The following is a 16,702-nucleotide window of genomic DNA, read 5'->3' as shown; positions in this document are numbered from 1 at the left end:
CTGCAGGCCGAGGGGCTCGTCGAGATCGCGGCCAACCGCGGCGCCCGCGTCGTGGTTTTCCCGGCGCGGCAACGGACCCGACGACGAAGGACCCGGCGACTACGGAGGGCACCCGAATGAAATGGACGAGCGCGGACCGGCTGCTCGTGCGGACAGTGAAGGCCGGCTGGACCTGGAACACCCTGCTCCTCGCCGTCAGCCTGGCCCGCGCGACCGGAGCCCTGGTCTTCCCCGCGCTGCTGGCGGCGGCGATCGACGAACGGCTCGGCGGACAGGGGCACACGGCCCTGTCCCTGCTGGCCGCCCTGGTGGTGGCGTTGCTCCTGGCCGAGGTGGCCAACCTGCTGGTCGCGCCGTGGTGCGTGAGCACGCTCGTCCTCGGCATCCGGCGCGACCTCCTCACCCACGCGCTGCACCGCGGGGTCCGCGACCGGACCACGTTCGCCAGCGGGGACCTGACCAGCAGGCTGCTGACCAACACCACCGAGACAGCGTCGGTCGTCCCCCTGTTCAGCGCCTGGGTCACGTCGCTGCTGGTCTCGGGAGGCGCGCTGGTGGCGCTGTGCGTGATCGACGGGCGTCTCGCCCTCGCGTTCGTCGTCGGGGCCCCCGCCGCGACGCTGGTGATCCGCGCCTTCATCGGCAGGGTCTCGCCGTTGCTGAACAGGTACCTGGCCATCCAGGGCCGGATCTCCGGCCGGCTGGTCGAGGTCCTGACGGGCATCAGGACCGTGCGCGCGGCGGGCACCGAGCCGCAGGAGATCGAACGCATCCTCACCGACCTGCCCGAACTTCATCACGCGGGCCGCGAGACGTGGCGGCTCCAGGGCATGCTGAACCTCCGCGCCTCCCTGCTGATGCCGCTGATGCAGGTCGCGGTCGTCGCCACCGCCGGCTACGCCCTCGTGGACGGGGCCATCACACCGGGGCAGCTGATCGCGGCCTCCGGGTACGCCGGGATGGCCCTCGGGCTCTTCGGCCAGGCGGGGGTCTTCATGGCGCTGGCGCAGGCGCGCGCGGGCGCCCGCCGGGTCGCCGAGGTCCTGTCCACGGAGCGGACGCCCCACGGTGACCGCGCGCTCCCCGACGGCCCGGGGGCCCTGAGCCTGCGGGGCCTCACCGTCACCGGGCCCGAGGGCCCGCTCCTGGAGGGGGTCGACCTGTACGTGCCCGGCGGGAGCATGATCGCCGTCGTCGGCCCCTCGGGGTCGGGGAAGTCGACGCTGGCCGCCGCCGCGGGAGGGCTCGTCCGCCCGGACGACGGCGACGTCCTGCTGGACGGCGTGCCGCTGCGCGAGCTCTCCGCCGGCGCGCTCGCCGGCGCGGTCGGCTGGGCGTTCGAACGTCCCATCTACCTGTCCGGCACGATCGGCGAGGCGATCGGCTTCGGCGCCGCGGCCCGGGCCGGCGACCGGGTACGGCGGGCCGGTGAGAAGGCACAGGCCGACCAGTTCGTCAGGCGTCTCCCCGAGGGCTACGACACCCCCTGCGCGAGCGCCCCCTTCTCCGGCGGCGAGCGGCAGCGGATCGGGCTGGCGCGCGGCTTCGCCCACGACGGCCGGGTCCTGATCCTGGACGACGCCCTCTCCAGCGTCGACAGCGTCACCGAACTGCACATCAGCAAGGCCCTCGAGGAGCACACGCGCGCGACGCGGATCGTCGTGACGCACCGGGTGTCGGTCGCGGCCCGCGCCGACCGTGTGGCCTGGATCGAGGAGGGGCGGGTCCGGGCCTTCGCCCCGCACGCCGAGCTGTGGCGGCTCCCGGACTACCGCCGCCTGTTCAACCCCGGACAGGACGAGCGCGCCGACGAAGAACGGGAGCTGAGCCATGTCCTCTGAGCACACCGACCCCCCGGGCCGGCGGTTGATCGTCCGCTCGCTGCTGAGCCGGCGCAGGTCGCTCGTCTTCCTGGCCCTGTGGTCGGCGATCGAGGTCGTGCCCGCGACGATGTCGGGGCTGCTGGTCGCCAAGGCCATCGACGACGGCTTCCTCGGGGGCAGCTTCGAGACCGGGCTGCTGTGGCTGTGCGGGCTGCTCGCGGCGTACGCGGTCGGCGCCGTGGCCACGCGGTTCACCTTCCCGATCGTGGGATCGATCGTCGAGCCGCTCCGGGACGACCTGATGCGCGCGGTGGTGAACGGCATCGTGCGGGGTGGGATCGACGCGGCCGCCGCCGACGGCTCGACCATCGCCCGGATCACCCAGCAGGTCGAGTCCGTCCGCAAGGCGACGGCGACGCTGCTGAACGGTCTGCGGCGGTTCGTCTTCACGCTCGCGGCCACGGCGTTCGGGCTGGCCGCGCTCGCCCCCGAGATCCTCTGGCTGACCCTGCCGCCCGTCGTCGTCTCGGCACTGCTCTTCGCGGCGCTGCTGCGCCGTCTCTTCCGCCGCCAGCGTGCCGCGATCGCGGCGAACGAGCGCGTCGCCGGCGAGGTGACCGGCGCCCTGGTGGGGCACCGCGACATCGCCGCGTTCGGGCGTCAGGACGAGGTCGTCGAGACGGTCGGGGCGGCCTTCGTCGCCGAGCGGGCGGCGCAGCAGCGGCTGGCCCGCGCCAGCGCCACGCGCAGCGTGGTCACCGCCGTCGGCGGCCAGCTTCCCCTGCTGTTCCTGCTGGTCGGCGCGCCGTGGCTGCTGGACCGCGGGGTGACCGTCGGAGCCCTGGTCGGGGCGGCGACGTACCTGAGCACCCATCTCGAGCCCGCCGTCCGCACCCTCACCGAGATCATCGGCGGATCCGGCCTGCAGCTGGTCGTCACGGTGCGCAGGCTCGCCGAGACCGATCCGGGTCACCGGCCGCCCGCCGGTGGCCCGGCGCAGGTCCCCGCGGGGACCGGCGTGACGGTCGAGAACCTGGAGTTCGCCTACGGCGCCGGCGCGGAGCCGGTCCTGCGGAACCTCTCCTTCGCGGTGCCGCCGGACGGCCACCTGGCCATCGTGGGCCCCAGCGGTATCGGCAAGTCGACGCTGGCCGTGCTGCTGGCCGGGCTCGCGGTCCCGGACCGGGGCCGGATCCGCGTGGGCGGGGTGCCGCCGGACCGGCTGCCGTCCTCCCGGCGACGCGAGCACATCGTCCTGGTGCCGCAGGAGTCGTACGTCTTCTCCGGGACCCTCGGGGAGAACCTCGGGTACCTCAGGAACGACGCGAGCGAGTGGGAGCTCCTGTCCGCGGCGGACCAGGTGGGCGCGGGGGAACTGGTCGCCCGGCTCGGCGGGCTGGACGGGGACGTCGATCCGGGCCGGTTGTCGGCCGGCGAGAAGCAGCTGATCGGCCTGTGCCGCGCCCACGTGAGCCGCGCCAGGGTCGTCGTCCTCGACGAGGCGAGCTGCCACCTGGACCACCTCGCCGAGGCACGCGCCGAACAGGCGTTCCGCGCCAGGCCGGGAACGCTGATCGTGATCGCGCACCGTGCCGCGTCGGCGCTGCGGGCCGACCGGATCCTGCTCCTCGACGGGGCGCGGGCCTCCTTCGGCGACCACGAGCGCCTCGTGGCGTCCTCGGGGCTCTACGCGGAACTCGTCGGTCACTCGACCGGGCTCGTCGGCCACCCCACCGGGTGAGCGCCGTCCGGCCGACCGCGGGCGGCCCGGGGGTGAGAACCCCCGGGCCGCCGTGCCCGGCCGCAGTCGCCCCGCCGCCGTGCCCGGCCGCCGTGCCCGGCCGCCGTGCCCGGCCATGGTTCCCGTCGCCGGACCCGCCTGTGCCTCACCACCGTGCCTCACCACCGTGCCTGTCGCCGTGCTCGGCGATCACTGGCCCGGGGGCCGCTGGGCGACCCACACCGCCAGCTGGGTCCGGTCGCGCAGGCCGAGTTTGCGCAGGCAGTTGGAGATGTGGTTCTTGGTCGTGCCCTCGGTGATGTGCAGCCGCCGCGCGATCTCGCGGTTGGAGGCCCCCGACCCGATGAGCAGGGCGATCTCGTACTCGCGCTCGGACAGCCGGTACGGCGGCCTGGAGTCGGCGTCCTGTGGGCCCGTCGTGGCCGCGGGGGGCGTCTCCGCCTGCTCCGGCGGCGCGGCCGCCGGGCCCGTCTGCTCGCGCAGGGCCGCCACCAGCCGCTCGGTCGCGGGACCGCCCAGCACGGTCTCCCCTCGCGCGGCGCGCCTGATCGCCGCCACCAGCTCGTCCGGCGGGGTGTCCTTCAGCAGGTAGCCCTTGGCCCCCGCGCGCAGCCCTCCGAAGATGTAGTCGTCGTCGTCGAACGTCGTCAGCATCACGGCCGCGATCCTCGGGAACTGCGCCCGGAGCCGCGCCACGAGTTCGACGCCGCCCATGCGCGGCATGCGGGCGTCGACGAGCATCACGTGCGGCCGGCGCTCGTGGGAGGTGGCCGCCAGGAGGTCGAGGGCGTCGACGCCGTTGGCGGCGGAGCCGGCGACCTCTATGTCCGGCTCGATCTCCAGCAGCTTCCGCAGGCCCTCGCGCATGAGGATCTGATCGTCCACCAGCATGACCCGGATGGCGCCCGCGGCGTTCTCGCCGGTCATGCGGGCACCACCGCCCGGAGGGTGAACCCCTCGCCGGGGTCGCTGGTCACGTCCAACGCCCCGCCGACGGCCTCCACGCGTTCCCGCAGACCGCGCAGGCCGAACCCGCCGCCCACCGATTCGAGGTCGGCGCCGGTACCGTCGTCGGAGACGGTCACGTTCACCCTCTCGGGGGTGCACTCGAGGGCGACCCCGATGCGCCGGGCTCGGGAGTGGCGTAACGCATTGGTCAATCCTTCCTGGACGATGCGGTAGCAAACCAGTTCGCGGCTCTCGTCCACGTTCGGCCAGGTACCCGTGACGGTGAAGTCGACGTCGGTCTCGGACGAGCCGAAGGACCCCGCCAGGGCGCGCAGCGCGGCGATCCCGGTACGGCCCTCCATCCGCAGCGGCCTGAGCGCGCGCACCCAGCGGCGGGTGTCGGTCAGGGCCTCCAGGGTGAGCCTCTGCGCCTGCCGCACCTCGTCCCAGGCGTCGTCGGGACGCAGGTTCTTGTAGCGCTGCGCGTTGGCCAGGCCCACGTTGATGACGGTGAGGTAGTGGCCCACGGAGTCGTGCATGTCCCTGGCCATCCGGGCCCGTTCCTCGGCGACGGCCAGGTCGCGGGTCTGGGCCGCGTAGCGCCGCAGCTCGGCGTGCGCCCTCTCCAGGTCGGCGAGCAGCTCCCTGGTCTCCTCGGCCCGGCGGTGCGCCTCGATCATCGCGACGATCACGACCATGATCACCAGGCACAGGAGCAGGACGGAGGCGCCGTTGACGACGGCGGCGATGTTCGGCTGCTCGGGGTTCAGCACGCCGAGCACCAGGTGCAGCAGCCCGGCTATGGCGGCGTACCCGAGGCCGCCGCGCAGGCCGAAGACGATGAGCACGTTGCCGACCGCGAGGCTCGCGATCAGCAGGGCGGCGACCCCGCCCGCCATCATGAGCGGCAGGCTCACCACCAGGAACAGCACCGTCGCCGTCTTGTGCAGGATCGACGCGTCCGCCCGCCACGGAAGCAGGAGCCACAGACCGCAGCTCAGCGGCAGCGCGGCGGCGCTGACGAGAAAGAAGACGCGCGACAGCGGCCACCCGATCGTCCCGGCGTGCTGGAACGTCTGGAAACCGATGACGTACACCAGGGCGCTGATGACGGCAGATCCCCAGAAGAAAACGTTGAACACCATGGGAGGACGGTCATCGGTGAATCCCACCCAGGTGCTCATGTCTCGGAATGATCTGACATCTGCCATGAGCGGAGCATAACTTTCCTGCTCCGGCGCCACATCGTGGCAATGGTCATGGGGGGCCTATGCCTTTGGTCATGGGTGCGGATCCAAGGAACATGACCCCTATGTGGCGCAGGTCAGATATTCGACTCGGATATCCGAAACTATGATCCATATAACAAGAACCAGTTGGCCAGGGGGTACGTCGGACAGCCGCCGACCAGTTCGTGAACAGGGGAGTTTAGAGTGCTGGTGAATCGCACATTCGAAGCGTTGGCACACGTACGGCGCCGCGAGGTCATCCACGTTCTCGGGGAGCACGACCGGCTTTCGGCCGGCCAGATCGCGGAACTGCTCGACGTGCCCGGGCCGACGCTCTCCGGCCATCTCAACGTGCTGAAGAGCGCCGACCTCATCGTGGGGGACCGGGAGGGGACCACCATCTGGTACCGGCTCAACCTCACCGTGATGGAGGAGGCGCTCGGGCAGATGCTGTCCCTGCTGAGCAGGAAGGAGACCGCGCACGTCCCGCCCCTGTCGCGCAGAGCCAGGCTCCCCGTGATCACCACCACTGACCACAGGATGAGGGAGGCAGTATGAACACCCGTCAGGCGACCATCGATTCCCCGGCGGCGCGACCGCCGTGGGCGGGCATCACCGTGTCCGCGCTGAGCCTGCTGGCCATGGTCGCGATCGCGTGGGCGGTGTGGGACTCCCTGCCGGAGTTCGTGACCACCCGCGAGGCCACCGCCACCCGTTCCGGCATCGAGGTGCCGAGGCTCGTCCTCGCGGCGGCGCTGCCCGCGACCCTGGTCGTCATCGGCGTGGTCATGACCGGCTCCACCCTGCTCGGCAGCCGGCTCCGGCACCGGCTCGACCCCATGCTCGTCGCGACGCCGAGCGCGCAGACCAGGTCGATGAACGTCCTCTTCGTCGTGCTCCCGCTGCTGCTGCTCGTCCTGCAGGCCGGGCTGCTGCTGAGGACCGCCGGCCGCGAATTCCCCATGGAGCAGGCCGTCGCCGTCGCCTTCGGCGTCCTGCTGATCGGTCTCGGCAACATCCTGCCGAAGATCGCCCCGTCCCGGATCCCCGGCGGGGGCGGGGGGCGTCTCGTGCTGGCCTGGCAGCGGTCCCAGCGCGCGGGCGGCACGGCCATGGTGGTCCTGGGCATCGCCTGCGCCGTCACCGCCTTCTTCTTCCCGCCGATTCTCGTGGCGGTGGTCTCGGCCTTCCTCATCGCGGCCGTCTACCTGCTGATGGTCGTGCTCACGGTGACCCGGCTGCGCTGACCCGGCTGCGCTACCCGCCCCCGGCTGCGCCGGCCGGGGCGAACCCGGACCCCTGTCCGGACCCGGGCTCGTCCGCGGGCGTCAGGCGGGGAGGGTCCACCTCTGCCAGGCGTTCGCGTTGCAGTCCCAGATCTGCAGCCGGTTACCGTTGGCGGTGACACCGCCGGGCGCGTCGAGACAGCGGCCGGAGGAGGGGTTGCGGAGCTGGGAGGCGGAGGTGGCCTGCCACCGCTGGGCGGCGGAGCCGTTGCAGTCCCACAGCTGGATCCTCGTTCCGCCGGCGGTGCCGGCGCCGGTGACGTCCATGCACTTGCCCAGGACGCGGACCGTCCCGTCGGCGCCGACCGTCCAGCTCTGGGCGGCGGAGCCGTTGCAGTCCCACAGCTGGATCGCGGTGCCGTTGGCCGAGCTCCCCGCCGCGGCGTCCACGCACTTGCCGCCCGCACCCCTGATCGGGCCCGTGCGCGCCGGCGTGCCGCCCCCGGAGACGGTGAACTCCCCCTGGTTCAGGACGCGCGGGTGGAAGTAGGCGTTCTGGATCTCGGTGTTGCTGTTGCTGCCGCGCAACTGCTCCGACCAGATCATGAAGTAGCTCCAGCGCGTCTGGCCGTCGAGCAGGGCGGCGTCGGGGACCTTCCCCATCTCCGCCAGCGCGATCGGCTTGGAGCCGGCGATGTTCTGGATCTGCTGGTAGTCGCTCTGGCTGGGGTGGTTCTTGTACCAGACGTCCAGGGAGACGACGTCGACGTACTGGGAGCCCGGGTAGTAGGCGGCCCAGTCGCCGGCGGAGCTGTCCTGGACGTTCCACACCCAGATCAGGTTGGTGAGCCCCTTGCCGACCAGGTAGTCGCGGGTGATCTGGTAGAGGCGGGCACCGCCGTTCGGTCCGGGGCGGTTGCCCCACCAGTTCCAGGCCTCGTTCATCTCGTGCAGCGGGCGGAACAGGGCCGGGACACCGGCGTCCTTGAGCTGCTGGAGGTAGGGCACGACCTCGTCCAGGCGCCGCTTCCAGGCGTTGTTCAGCGCGCTGCCCTCGGTGACGATCTGGTTGAACTGGTCGGCGGAGATCCGCGTCTTCACGCCGCCGTCGAACTGGCAGGTGCTACCCCCGGTCGGCGTGCAGACGTGCCAGCTCAGGGCCACGAGGGAACCGTTGGCCCATTCGGTCTTGGCCTGGTCGATCACGCGCTGGCGGGCGGCGACGTCCTCGGGGCGGAACATCAGGTCCCCGCCCCACAGGCCGGGGTACTGGCCCGTGATGTCCTTGACCTGCTGGGTGTACTGGCCGGGGCTGGTGGCAGGCTCCTTGTTGTGCTGCCCGGAGACGATGTTCCTGCCGGTGACGGAGGTCAGGTAGTCGATGACGGCCTGCCTGGACGACGCGGGAAACGCCTGGGCCTGCGGGGATCCCGCGACTCCCAGGCCCAGCGTCGTCAGGAGGGCCGCCACCGTCGCCCGGAGGCGGCGTGCCCTGCCCGCGGGACGGTGAGCGGCGGCGTGCGGACGGCCGGGCGGGCCGTCGGGACGTCGCGGTGAGGTGAGACGCACGTTCTTTTCTCCTCTTGTCTGACGTGTCCCCCGAGGACTGAGGGACGGCCCGTCGGGGCCGTCATGGGGTGGTGGCCGTTCACGGTGACCGGGCGGTGTCGCGTCCCGCGCCGTCCGGTCACCGTGCAGGAGGTGGCCCGTGCGGGGAACGGCCGTCGGGCCCGGCGGTCAGGCGCGGGGGGCGAGGGGCCTGACCGCCTCGCCGTTCCCGGCGGTCTGGTTCGCGGCCCGCCCGACCTCCGGTGCGGGCGCCTGCGCGGCGTTGACCGTGAACAACGCCGCGCGTACCGACGCGAGGTCCGGCCCGGGGACGCCGGCGCCGGTCACGCCGACGACGCACCTCTCCCCCGGAAGCAGGGTGACCAGGCCGCGGTCGGCCCTCGCCCCCGGGGCGACCCGGTCGGCCTGGAGGAGCAGGTCCCGGACGAACGTGCGTGCGGTGATCACGACGTCGAGTCCACCGGCGCGCGGCTCGACGTCGACCGCCAGATCGGCCGCCGGGTAGGCGAAGTCACGGTCCTCGCAGCCCAGGACGACGTCCCGCAACCCGTCGGCGTCGGCGACGAGCAGCTCCCGGTACCGGTCCTCGAACGTGACGATCTCGGCGGGGAGCGGCAGCAGCGCCACCGATCGCGGGGGCACGGTGAACGGCAGGGTCTCCTCCGCCAGGACGGTTCCGCCGGCCGACATCCTTCGCACGCCCGCGAACCCGTCCCACTGCCCGGCGGACTGGTTGTCGACGGCCAGCACCCGTTCCCCGTTGCGGGTCTGGAAGCTCACCAGCCGGTCGGCGTACAGCCGGCGCAGTTCGTGGTAGAGCGGTTTGGGGCGGCCGGCGCCGTCGATCGCGGCCCACGAGGTGACCGGCCAGCAGTCGTTGAGCTGCCACACGACCGTCCCGGCGCAGATCGGCCAGTGCGACCGCCAGTGGGTGACGGCGGTGGCGACGGCGCGGGCCTGGTTCACCTGGGTGAGGTAGTGCCAGTCGTCGAAGGTCGCCGGAGCGCCGAAGTGGTGGGCCAGGCCCCGGTCGAGCTTGCCGTTGCCGTCCTCGGCCTTCTGGTGGTGGAGCATCCCGGGCGAGCGCGGGCCGAGCGGCTCGTCGGTGACGGCGTCACGCAGGGTGGTGTAGGCCGGTGGCGCCTGCCAGCCGAACTCGGCGGCGAAGCGGGGCACGTCGTTCAGGTAGTCGGTGTAGTCGCGGCGGTTCCACACCTCCCAGAAGTGGGAGGGCCCGTGCGCCGGGTCGTTGGGGTGATGGTCCCACGATCCCGACCAGGGGCTGCCCGCGCTGTAGGGGCGGGTGGGGTCGAGCTCGGCGACCACCCGGGGAAGCAGGCCGAGGTAGTAGCCCTCGCCCCAGCTGTCACCGGCCAGTTCCTCCTCCCACCGCCAGTCGCGGAAACCCCACAGGTTCTCGTTGTTGCCGTTCCACAGCACCAGGCTGGGGTGCGGGGCCAGGCGGGCGACGTTCTCGCGGGCCTCGGCCTCGACCTCGCCGCGCAGCGGCCGCTCCTCGGGGTAGGCCGCGCAGGCGAACAGGAAGTCCTGCCAGACCAGCAGGCCCAGCTCGTCGCAGACCTCGTAGAAGGCGTGGTCCTCGTAGATCCCGCCACCCCACACCCTGACCAGGTTGACCCCCGCGTCCGCGGCCTGGGTGAGACGGTGCCGGTACCGCTCGGGGGTGACGCGTACGGGAAGGGCGTCGTCGGGGATCCAGTTGACGCCCCGGGCGAACACCGGCTCGCCGTTGACGACGAACGTGAAGGAGGTGCCGTGCTCGTCGGGGGCGTACTCCAGGGCGACCGCGCGGAACCCGATCCGCCGCTCCCAGCGGTCGAGTTCCGCGCCCGTCCCCGCGTCGGCCAGGGTGACGCGGCAGGTGTACAGCGGCTGGTCGCCGTACCCGCGCGGCCACCACCGCGCCGGCGCCGGCACCTCCAGCACGACGACCGCGCGGTCCCGACCGGGCCCGGCCTCCACCCGCGCGGTGCGGCCCGCCACCTCGACGGTGACGACCAGGTCCCTGGTCGCGCCGGTGGCGGTCCGTTCCAGGTCCACATGGGCCTCGACCCTGCCGGTCGCGTCCGTGACCGTCACCAGCGGCCGCACGCCCGCCAGCCGCGCGGTGCTCCAGCTCTCCAGCCGGACCGGCCGCCAGATCCCGGCGGTGACCAGGGTGGGGCCCCAGTCCCAGCCGAAGGCGCTCGCCATCTTGCGGATGTAGTTGAAGGGCTCCGGATAGGCGTTGGGCCGGGCGCCCACGGCCTCGCGCACCTTCTCCGCCTCGGTGTAGGCCGACGTGAACAGGACCGACAGGAGGCGTCCCTCGTCCCCGGCGTCCCTGCCGTCTCCGTGACGGCCGCCGTCGTCGCCGTGTCCGGTCACGTCGAACCGGTACGAGCGGTGCATGTTCCGGGTGGTGCCCAGCTCGGCGCCGTCCAGCACGACGGTCGCGACCGTGTCGAGCCCGTCGAAGACCAGGTCGGTGCGCTCGAACCCCTCGGGCGGCGCGGGCAGCAGGGTCTCGTAGCGCCAGTCGGCCCGGCCGACCCAGGCGACGCCGAGCTCGTTGCGGTCCAGGTACGGGTCGTCGATCAGCCCCGCGGCCAGCAGGTCCGTGTGGACGCAGCCGGGAACCTGCGCGGGGACCGCCTCCGGCCGGAGGCGGCCGAGGTCCCCGGGAGCCTCGCCCCGGCCGGACGGAGGGTCCACCCCGAGGTAAGGGGCGTGCTCTGCTTCCTCAACCGGAACTCCTTGCTCAACGACATGACACGACATGTCAGGACAGGTGGCGCATTGTCAGTCAACCGCGACGACACTCGGATCAACGTAACCATTCACCCGTCCGCTGTCTAGACCGTTTGAGTAAGTCCGCCGGGAGGGCTCCCCCGGTCACCGCGTTCTCCACCGGAGGGCCGCGACCTTCAGGGGAAAGGGCGGTCAGCGTGGACGACGAGGTGGCCACACACCCTCCTGCCAGGCATTTCGCCGGAATCCACTGGGCGGTCTCCGGTCGTGACAGCCGGTCAGGGGCACCGTCCCCGCCCGCGCCCGGCGGCACGCCGGCGCCCCGGCACGTCCCGGGAAGACCCGGCGTTCCCTCTTGTCCACCGATGCGTTTAGTTGTCAGACGAGATCTTCGAGCGTTTCCGCCGCCACCGCGCACGCGCGGGAACGCGGAGCGTCCCGGCGGGTCCCCCGCCGGGACGCTCGCCCGGGTCCTGCCCTCAGCGACGCGGCGGGGCGGTGGACGCCCTCGGGATCAGGTTCGGGGACTGCGCGGGGTGGGAGACGTGCTCCTCGCCGTTGATGACGTCGAAGAGGGCCTGCGTGACCTCGGCCCCGAAGGAGAACACGTCGTGCTGCATGGCCGAGAGGGTGGGCCGGGTGAGCTGGCACAGCTGGGAGTCGTCCCACGCCAGCAGCGAGAGGTCCTCGGGCACCGACAGCCCGAACTCGGCGGCGACGCCGAGCGCCGCGACGGCCATTATGTCGTTGTCGAAGATGATCGCGGTGGGCCGGTCGGGGGCGAGCAGCAGGTTGCGGCACGCGCGGCTGCCCTGGTCGGCGGAGAAGTCCGCCACGGCGGTGCGGGCCTCCAGGCCCAGCTCCCGCGTGACGGCGGTGAAGGCGTCGGTGCGGATGACGCTGTGCCCGAGCTCGGCCGGGCCGCTGACCCGGGCGACACGCCGGTGTCCCAGGGCCGCGAGATAGCGCACCGCCTCCACGACCGCGGCGGCGTCGTCGGTCCACACGGACGCGAACGGGCCCGCCAGGCTCGGGTGTCCCACCACGACGGCGGGCAGGCCGATCTCGGCCAGGGCGGGGATGCGGGGGTCGTCCACCCGCAGGTCGACCAGGATGCTGCCGTTGACGCGCCCGCCCTGCCACCACTCCCGGTGAACCTGGATCTCCTCGTCCGCCTCGATCAGCCGCAGCAGCAGCGAGCACGAACGGCGGCCCAGGACGCTCTCGATGCCGGAGATGAACTCCATGTAGAACGGTTCCAGCCCCAGCATCCGGGCCGGACGGGCGATCGCCAGGCCCACGGTGTGCACGTTGTGCCCGGACAGCGAGGCCGCCGCCTGGTTCGGCCTCCAGCCGAGCTCGCCGGCGGCCTGGAGGATGCGCTCCTTGGTCGAGGCGGACACGCCGGGTTTGTCGTGCAGCGCGATCGACACGGCCGAGGGGGACACACCCGCCCGTGCCGCGACGTCCCTGATCGTCGCCTTGCGCCTCTTGCCTGTCGCGTCCGTCTGCCTCACCTGGCACACCGTACTACAACGGTTGATAAATGAGTGGGAGCGTTCCCAAAAGGCGGTGGTCACCGCGTCGGCGACCGCTCCCGGGCCTCGCGGTCGTCCCGGCCCGATTTCGTCCTCGGCCGGGCCGCCGGACCGCCGTTCACGTGCCCGGACGGGCACCGGGAGGCCGGGCGGGCACCGTCCGCCTCCCGTCAGGGCAGATCCTCCTGCTCCGGCTGGCTTCATCCGCTCATGAGCCCCTTACCCGATATGCGAGCAGTGTCAGATGAAGAAGAACGAACGACACATACATCACCTGTTGCGTGTGAGTCAGGGACCGCGCTTCGAGTGAAATTTTAGTGCGCCCGTCCACCCACACCCGTTCTGGTCACACGTAAATAACACTAGAACGTTCTATGGACACGGTGAAATGTTGCGTCTAGGTTAAGCAGCCATCAGCCGCCAGGCCACGACGAGGTAACCGTCGCTGCGCCGACGCAGCGCGGCCCCGCGGATCAGACGAGGAAGTGGTACGACGTGCGAGGAACACGCGTGGCAGCAGCCGGGATCGCCCTGGCGGTCGGCCTCACCGCCTGCGGAGGGGGAGGCGGCGCCGGAAGAACGGGCGTGGCGGCCGTTCCGAACGATCCCGCCAAGGTGACCGGCACGATCACGGTGCTGACGAACCGTACCGACCAGGTGCAGGACGGCACGACGGAGAAGTACGCCGCGGAGTTCAACAAGGTCTACCCCAACGTGACGGTGAGGTTCCAGGGCCTCACCGACTACGAGGGCGACGTGAAGATCCGCATGAACAGCAAGAACTACGGGGACGTCCTGCTGATCCCCAACGCGGTGCCGCTCAGCCAGTACCCGTCGTTCTTCTCCCCCCTCGGCCCGGCCTCGGAGCTGTCCGGGAAGTACGACTTCGTCGACCGGGCCACGGTCGGCGGTCAGGTCTACGGCATCGCCAACATCGGCTCCGCCAACGGCTTCGTCTACAACAAGGCCGTGTGGGAGCGGGCCGGCGTCACCGGCTGGCCGAAGACGCCCCGGGAGTTCCTCGACGCGCTGAAGGCGATCGAGGAGAAGACGGACGCGACGCCGTACTACACCAACTACCACGACGGGTGGCCGCTGACGAACTGGGGCAACGCGCTCGGTTCGCCGAGCTGCGACCCGGCCGCCAACGACAAGCTCGCCGAGACCAAGGAGCCCTGGGCGCCCGGCCAGGACCTCAACGTCATCGACACGCTGCTGCACGACATCGTCGACAACGAGCTCTCCGAGGACGACCCGAACACCACCAACTGGGAGAACTCCAAGAACCTGATCGGCACCGGCAAGGTGGCGACGATGTGGCTCGGCTCCTGGGCGGTGGCGCAGATGAAGGAGGCCGCGCGGAAGGCGGGCGGCAACCCCGACGACATCGGCTTCATGCCGTTCCCCGCCCAGGTCGACGGCGCCTTCTGCAGCGTGGTCCGGCCCGACTACCTGTACGCGGTCAACGTCAACAGCCAGGCCAAGGAGGCGGCCCGCGCCTGGATCGAGTGGTTCGTCAACTCCTCCGGGGACGCCCGGGAAACACTGTCGATCTCCTCGGTCAAGGGCGCGCCGCTGCCGTCGAGCCTGGAGCCCTTCCAGGAGGCCAAGGTGAAGCTCGTCCACATGGGCTTCGAGAAGAACGCCCTGGTCAACGACATCGACAAGGCCTCGGAGGTCGGCCTGAACGTCCAGGACTACCGTCGGCGCATCGTCGACGTCGCCCGCGGGGCGGCCGAGGGCGACGTCGGTGGCGTCTTCGCCGACCTCAACAAGAGGTGGGCCGACGCCCAGGCGGAGCTCGGCTGACACCGGCCGGTCCGGCACCGGCCTGGCGGCGTCGACCGGGCGGCGCCGGCCGGTTCGGCGCCGGCCGGTTCGGCGCCGGCCGGTTCGGCGCCGGACCGGCACGCAGAGCCTCTTCGAGAGAAGGAACAGATGTCCGCATTCCATACGGCGGGGCCCGACGCCCCGCACCGGGCACCGCGGGCCGCGCCCCCTCACCGGCGGCGCCCGCCGTCCGCCCGGGGGCCGCGCGCGGCCGGTTCGCAGCGATGGTACGCACCCTGGCCGTACCTGCTGGCGCCCCTGGCGCTGCTGGTGCTGTTCACGTACGTCCCCGTCGTGAACATGTTCGTCTACAGTCTCACCGACTGGGACGGCTTCAGCCCGACCAGGAACTTCGTGGGGGCCGACAACTACGTCGACCTGTTCACCAGGCCCCGGTTCTTCCAGGTCCTCACCGTCAGCCTGTTCTACCTGGCGGGGTCCGTGGTGCAGATGGTCGTGGCCCTGTACTTCGCCACCGTGCTGAGTCACGAGATACGGCTGCGGAACCTCTTCAAGGGGATCCTCTTCTTCCCCTACCTCGTCAACGGCGTGGCCATCGGCTTCGTCTTCCTGTACTTCTTCCAGCCCGGCGGCACCCTGGACACCGTGCTGGGCGCGTTCGGGGTCGAACCGCGTCTGTGGCTCGGCGATCCCGACCTGGTCAACACCTCGCTGGCCGGCGTCTCGGTGTGGCGCTTCATGGGCCTGAACCTGGTGCTGTTCATCGGCGCCATCCAGTCGATCCCCCCGCAGCTGTACGAGGCGGCCTCGCTCGACGGCGCGAGCCGGTGGCAGCAGTTCAGGTTCGTCATCGCGCCCAGCATCAAGCCGATCATCAGCCTCAGCGCCATCCTGGCGATCTCCGGCGCCCTGTCGGTCTTCGAGATCCCCTTCATCATGACCGGCGGCTCCAACAACAGCGAGACGTTCGTCATCCAGACGATCAAGCTCGCCTTCAACTTCAACAAGGTCGGCCTCGCGTCGGCGGCCGCGGTTGTGCTCCTGGTGATCGTCCTGCTGGTGACCTGGCTTCAGCGCCTGCTGGTTCCCGACGAGAGGGTGGAACAGTCGTGAGGACGATCACCGATCCCGCCGGGACCGCGGCTCCGCGCGACGGCCGCCGTCACACCTCGGCGCGGCACGGCGCTCCCCCGCGCGACGGCCGCCGCGGCGCTCCCGCACGCCGGGCGGCGGCGCGACTTGTGATGTACCTGTCACTGGTGCTGGCCTGCGCGGTGGTGATCGTGCCGCTGGCGGCGGTCCTGCTGACCTCGCTGCGGACCGCCGGGGAGATGGCGGCCAACGAGAACCCGCTCGCCGCGCCCGGTGACTGGTTCAACCTGGACAACTACCGAACCGCCTTCACCGACGGGCGGATGCCGCAGGCGCTGTGGAACACCGGCTTCGTCCTGTTCTTCTCGCTGCTGGGGACGGTGTTCATCGGCTCGATGACCGCGTACGCGGTCGACAGGTTCCGCTTCCGGTTCAAGAGGGCCGTGATGGCCCTCTTCCTGGTGGCCGCCCTCGTCCCCGGCGTGACGACGCAGGTCGCCACCTACCAGGTGGTGAACGAACTGGGGGTGATGGACACGCACTGGGCCCCCATCCTCCTCTACATGGGGACCGACATCGTCTCCATCTACATCTTCCTGCAGTTCATCCGGTCGATCCCGACGTCCCTGGACGAGGCGGCCAGGCTGGACGGCGCGACACCGCTCACCGTCTACTGGCGCGTCATCATGCCGCTGCTGCGCCCGGCGATCGCCACCGTGGTCATCGTCAAGGGCGTCGCGATCTACAACGACTTCTACGTCCCCTTCCTGTACATGCCCTCCGAGGGACTCGGTACGATCTCGACGTCGCTGTTCCGGTTCAAGGGGCCGTACGGGGCGCACTGGGAGGTCATCTCCGCGGGCGCCGCGCTCGTCATCCTGCCGAGCCTGATCGTCTTCCTGGCCCTGCAGCGGTTCATCTACAGCGGCCTCGTCTCCGGATGACCGAGATCACGGAGAACCCGGTGGTACCCGCCGTGGCCCGTCCAGGCCGA

Annotated in this window: 12 protein-coding genes; 7 read left to right on the top strand and 5 right to left on the bottom strand. The window is 71.4% G+C overall.

The annotated features are described in order from the left end of the window. Nucleotides 1-116: 116 nt before the first annotated feature. The gene (locus AB0G16_RS36620) at nucleotides 117-1,841 is read left to right on the top strand and encodes an ABC transporter ATP-binding protein (RefSeq protein ID WP_362815330.1); all 1,725 of its coding nucleotides are present in this window, start codon (nucleotides 117-119) and stop codon (nucleotides 1,839-1,841) included. Beyond that, nucleotides 1,831-3,564, top strand: a complete 1,734-nt coding sequence (locus AB0G16_RS36615) for an ABC transporter ATP-binding protein (RefSeq protein WP_362815327.1) — start codon at nucleotides 1,831-1,833, stop codon at nucleotides 3,562-3,564. The genes AB0G16_RS36620 and AB0G16_RS36615 overlap by 11 nt, the downstream gene beginning before the upstream one ends. A gap of 189 nt (nucleotides 3,565-3,753) precedes the next feature. Here AB0G16_RS36615 and AB0G16_RS36610 read toward each other — a convergent pair whose 3' ends face one another. Together AB0G16_RS36610 and AB0G16_RS36605 are read right to left on the bottom strand one after the other, a co-directional pair. Continuing rightward, nucleotides 3,754-4,491: a response regulator transcription factor gene (locus AB0G16_RS36610; RefSeq protein ID WP_362815325.1), complete on the bottom strand. Its 738-nt coding sequence runs from the start codon at nucleotides 4,489-4,491 to the stop codon at nucleotides 3,754-3,756. Further along, nucleotides 4,488-5,657, bottom strand: a complete 1,170-nt coding sequence (locus tag AB0G16_RS36605) for a sensor histidine kinase (protein ID WP_362815323.1) — start codon at nucleotides 5,655-5,657, stop codon at nucleotides 4,488-4,490. The genes AB0G16_RS36610 and AB0G16_RS36605 overlap by 4 nt, the downstream gene beginning before the upstream one ends. A gap of 288 nt (nucleotides 5,658-5,945) precedes the next feature. Here AB0G16_RS36605 and AB0G16_RS36600 point away from each other — a divergent pair, with 288 nt between their 5' ends. Beyond that, complete coding sequence (locus AB0G16_RS36600; protein ID WP_362815321.1) at nucleotides 5,946-6,299, top strand: metalloregulator ArsR/SmtB family transcription factor; 354 nt, start codon at nucleotides 5,946-5,948, stop codon at nucleotides 6,297-6,299. After that, entirely contained in the window at nucleotides 6,296-6,988 is a 693-nt protein-coding gene (locus AB0G16_RS36595) for a hypothetical protein (protein WP_362815319.1), read from the top strand. Before AB0G16_RS36600 ends, AB0G16_RS36595 begins: the two co-directional genes overlap by 4 nt. An 81-nt stretch (nucleotides 6,989-7,069) precedes the next feature. Here the strand turns inward: AB0G16_RS36595 and AB0G16_RS36590 are convergent, their stop codons facing one another. From AB0G16_RS36590 to AB0G16_RS36580, 3 genes are all read right to left on the bottom strand, one after another. Continuing rightward, nucleotides 7,070-8,536, bottom strand: coding sequence for a glycosyl hydrolase (locus AB0G16_RS36590; RefSeq protein WP_362815317.1), 1,467 nt, complete (start codon nucleotides 8,534-8,536; stop codon nucleotides 7,070-7,072). Nucleotides 8,537-8,704: 168 nt separating this feature from the next. Then, the gene (locus tag AB0G16_RS36585; RefSeq protein WP_362815315.1) at nucleotides 8,705-11,251 is read right to left on the bottom strand and encodes a glycoside hydrolase family 2 protein; all 2,547 of its coding nucleotides are present in this window, start codon (nucleotides 11,249-11,251) and stop codon (nucleotides 8,705-8,707) included. A gap of 515 nt (nucleotides 11,252-11,766) precedes the next feature. Further along, the gene (locus AB0G16_RS36580) at nucleotides 11,767-12,804 is read right to left on the bottom strand and encodes a LacI family DNA-binding transcriptional regulator (RefSeq protein ID WP_362815313.1); all 1,038 of its coding nucleotides are present in this window, start codon (nucleotides 12,802-12,804) and stop codon (nucleotides 11,767-11,769) included. 531 nt (nucleotides 12,805-13,335) lie between these two features. Here AB0G16_RS36580 and AB0G16_RS36575 point away from each other — a divergent pair. The 3 genes from AB0G16_RS36575 (at nucleotide 13,336) to AB0G16_RS36565 (ending at nucleotide 16,652) form a co-directional block, all read left to right on the top strand. After that, nucleotides 13,336-14,634 (top strand): ABC transporter substrate-binding protein, encoded by a 1,299-nt coding sequence (locus tag AB0G16_RS36575; RefSeq protein WP_362815311.1) that lies wholly within the window; start codon nucleotides 13,336-13,338, stop codon nucleotides 14,632-14,634. Nucleotides 14,635-14,763: 129 nt separating this feature from the next. Next, a complete protein-coding gene (locus AB0G16_RS36570) occupies nucleotides 14,764-15,729 on the top strand; it encodes a sugar ABC transporter permease (protein WP_362815309.1) in 966 nt (321 codons plus the stop codon). After that, nucleotides 15,726-16,652: a carbohydrate ABC transporter permease gene (locus AB0G16_RS36565; RefSeq protein WP_362815307.1), complete on the top strand. Its 927-nt coding sequence runs from the start codon at nucleotides 15,726-15,728 to the stop codon at nucleotides 16,650-16,652. Before AB0G16_RS36570 ends, AB0G16_RS36565 begins: the two co-directional genes overlap by 4 nt. Nucleotides 16,653-16,702: the final 50 nt, after the last annotated feature.

The sequence above is a fragment of the Streptosporangium sp. NPDC023615 genome (assembly GCF_040640155.1).
In the GTDB taxonomy this organism is placed as follows: domain Bacteria; phylum Actinomycetota; class Actinomycetes; order Streptosporangiales; family Streptosporangiaceae; genus Streptosporangium.
The sequence above is the reverse complement of the archived record's forward strand: the minus strand, read 5'-3'. Positions and strand labels throughout refer to the sequence as shown.

Excerpts from the sequence above, each read along its gene's own strand:
- AB0G16_RS36620 (WP_362815330.1), top strand. The coding sequence starts at position 117 with ATGAAATGGACGAGCGCGGACCGGCTGCTCGTGCGGACAGTGAAGGCC.
- AB0G16_RS36615 (WP_362815327.1), top strand. The coding sequence starts at position 1,831 with ATGTCCTCTGAGCACACCGACCCCCCGGGCCGGCGGTTGATCGTCCGC.
- AB0G16_RS36610 (WP_362815325.1), bottom strand. The coding sequence starts at position 4,491 with ATGACCGGCGAGAACGCCGCGGGCGCCATCCGGGTCATGCTGGTGGAC.
- AB0G16_RS36605 (WP_362815323.1), bottom strand. The coding sequence starts at position 5,657 with ATGGTGTTCAACGTTTTCTTCTGGGGATCTGCCGTCATCAGCGCCCTG.
- AB0G16_RS36595 (WP_362815319.1), top strand. The coding sequence starts at position 6,296 with ATGAACACCCGTCAGGCGACCATCGATTCCCCGGCGGCGCGACCGCCG.
- AB0G16_RS36570 (WP_362815309.1), top strand. The coding sequence starts at position 14,764 with ATGTCCGCATTCCATACGGCGGGGCCCGACGCCCCGCACCGGGCACCG.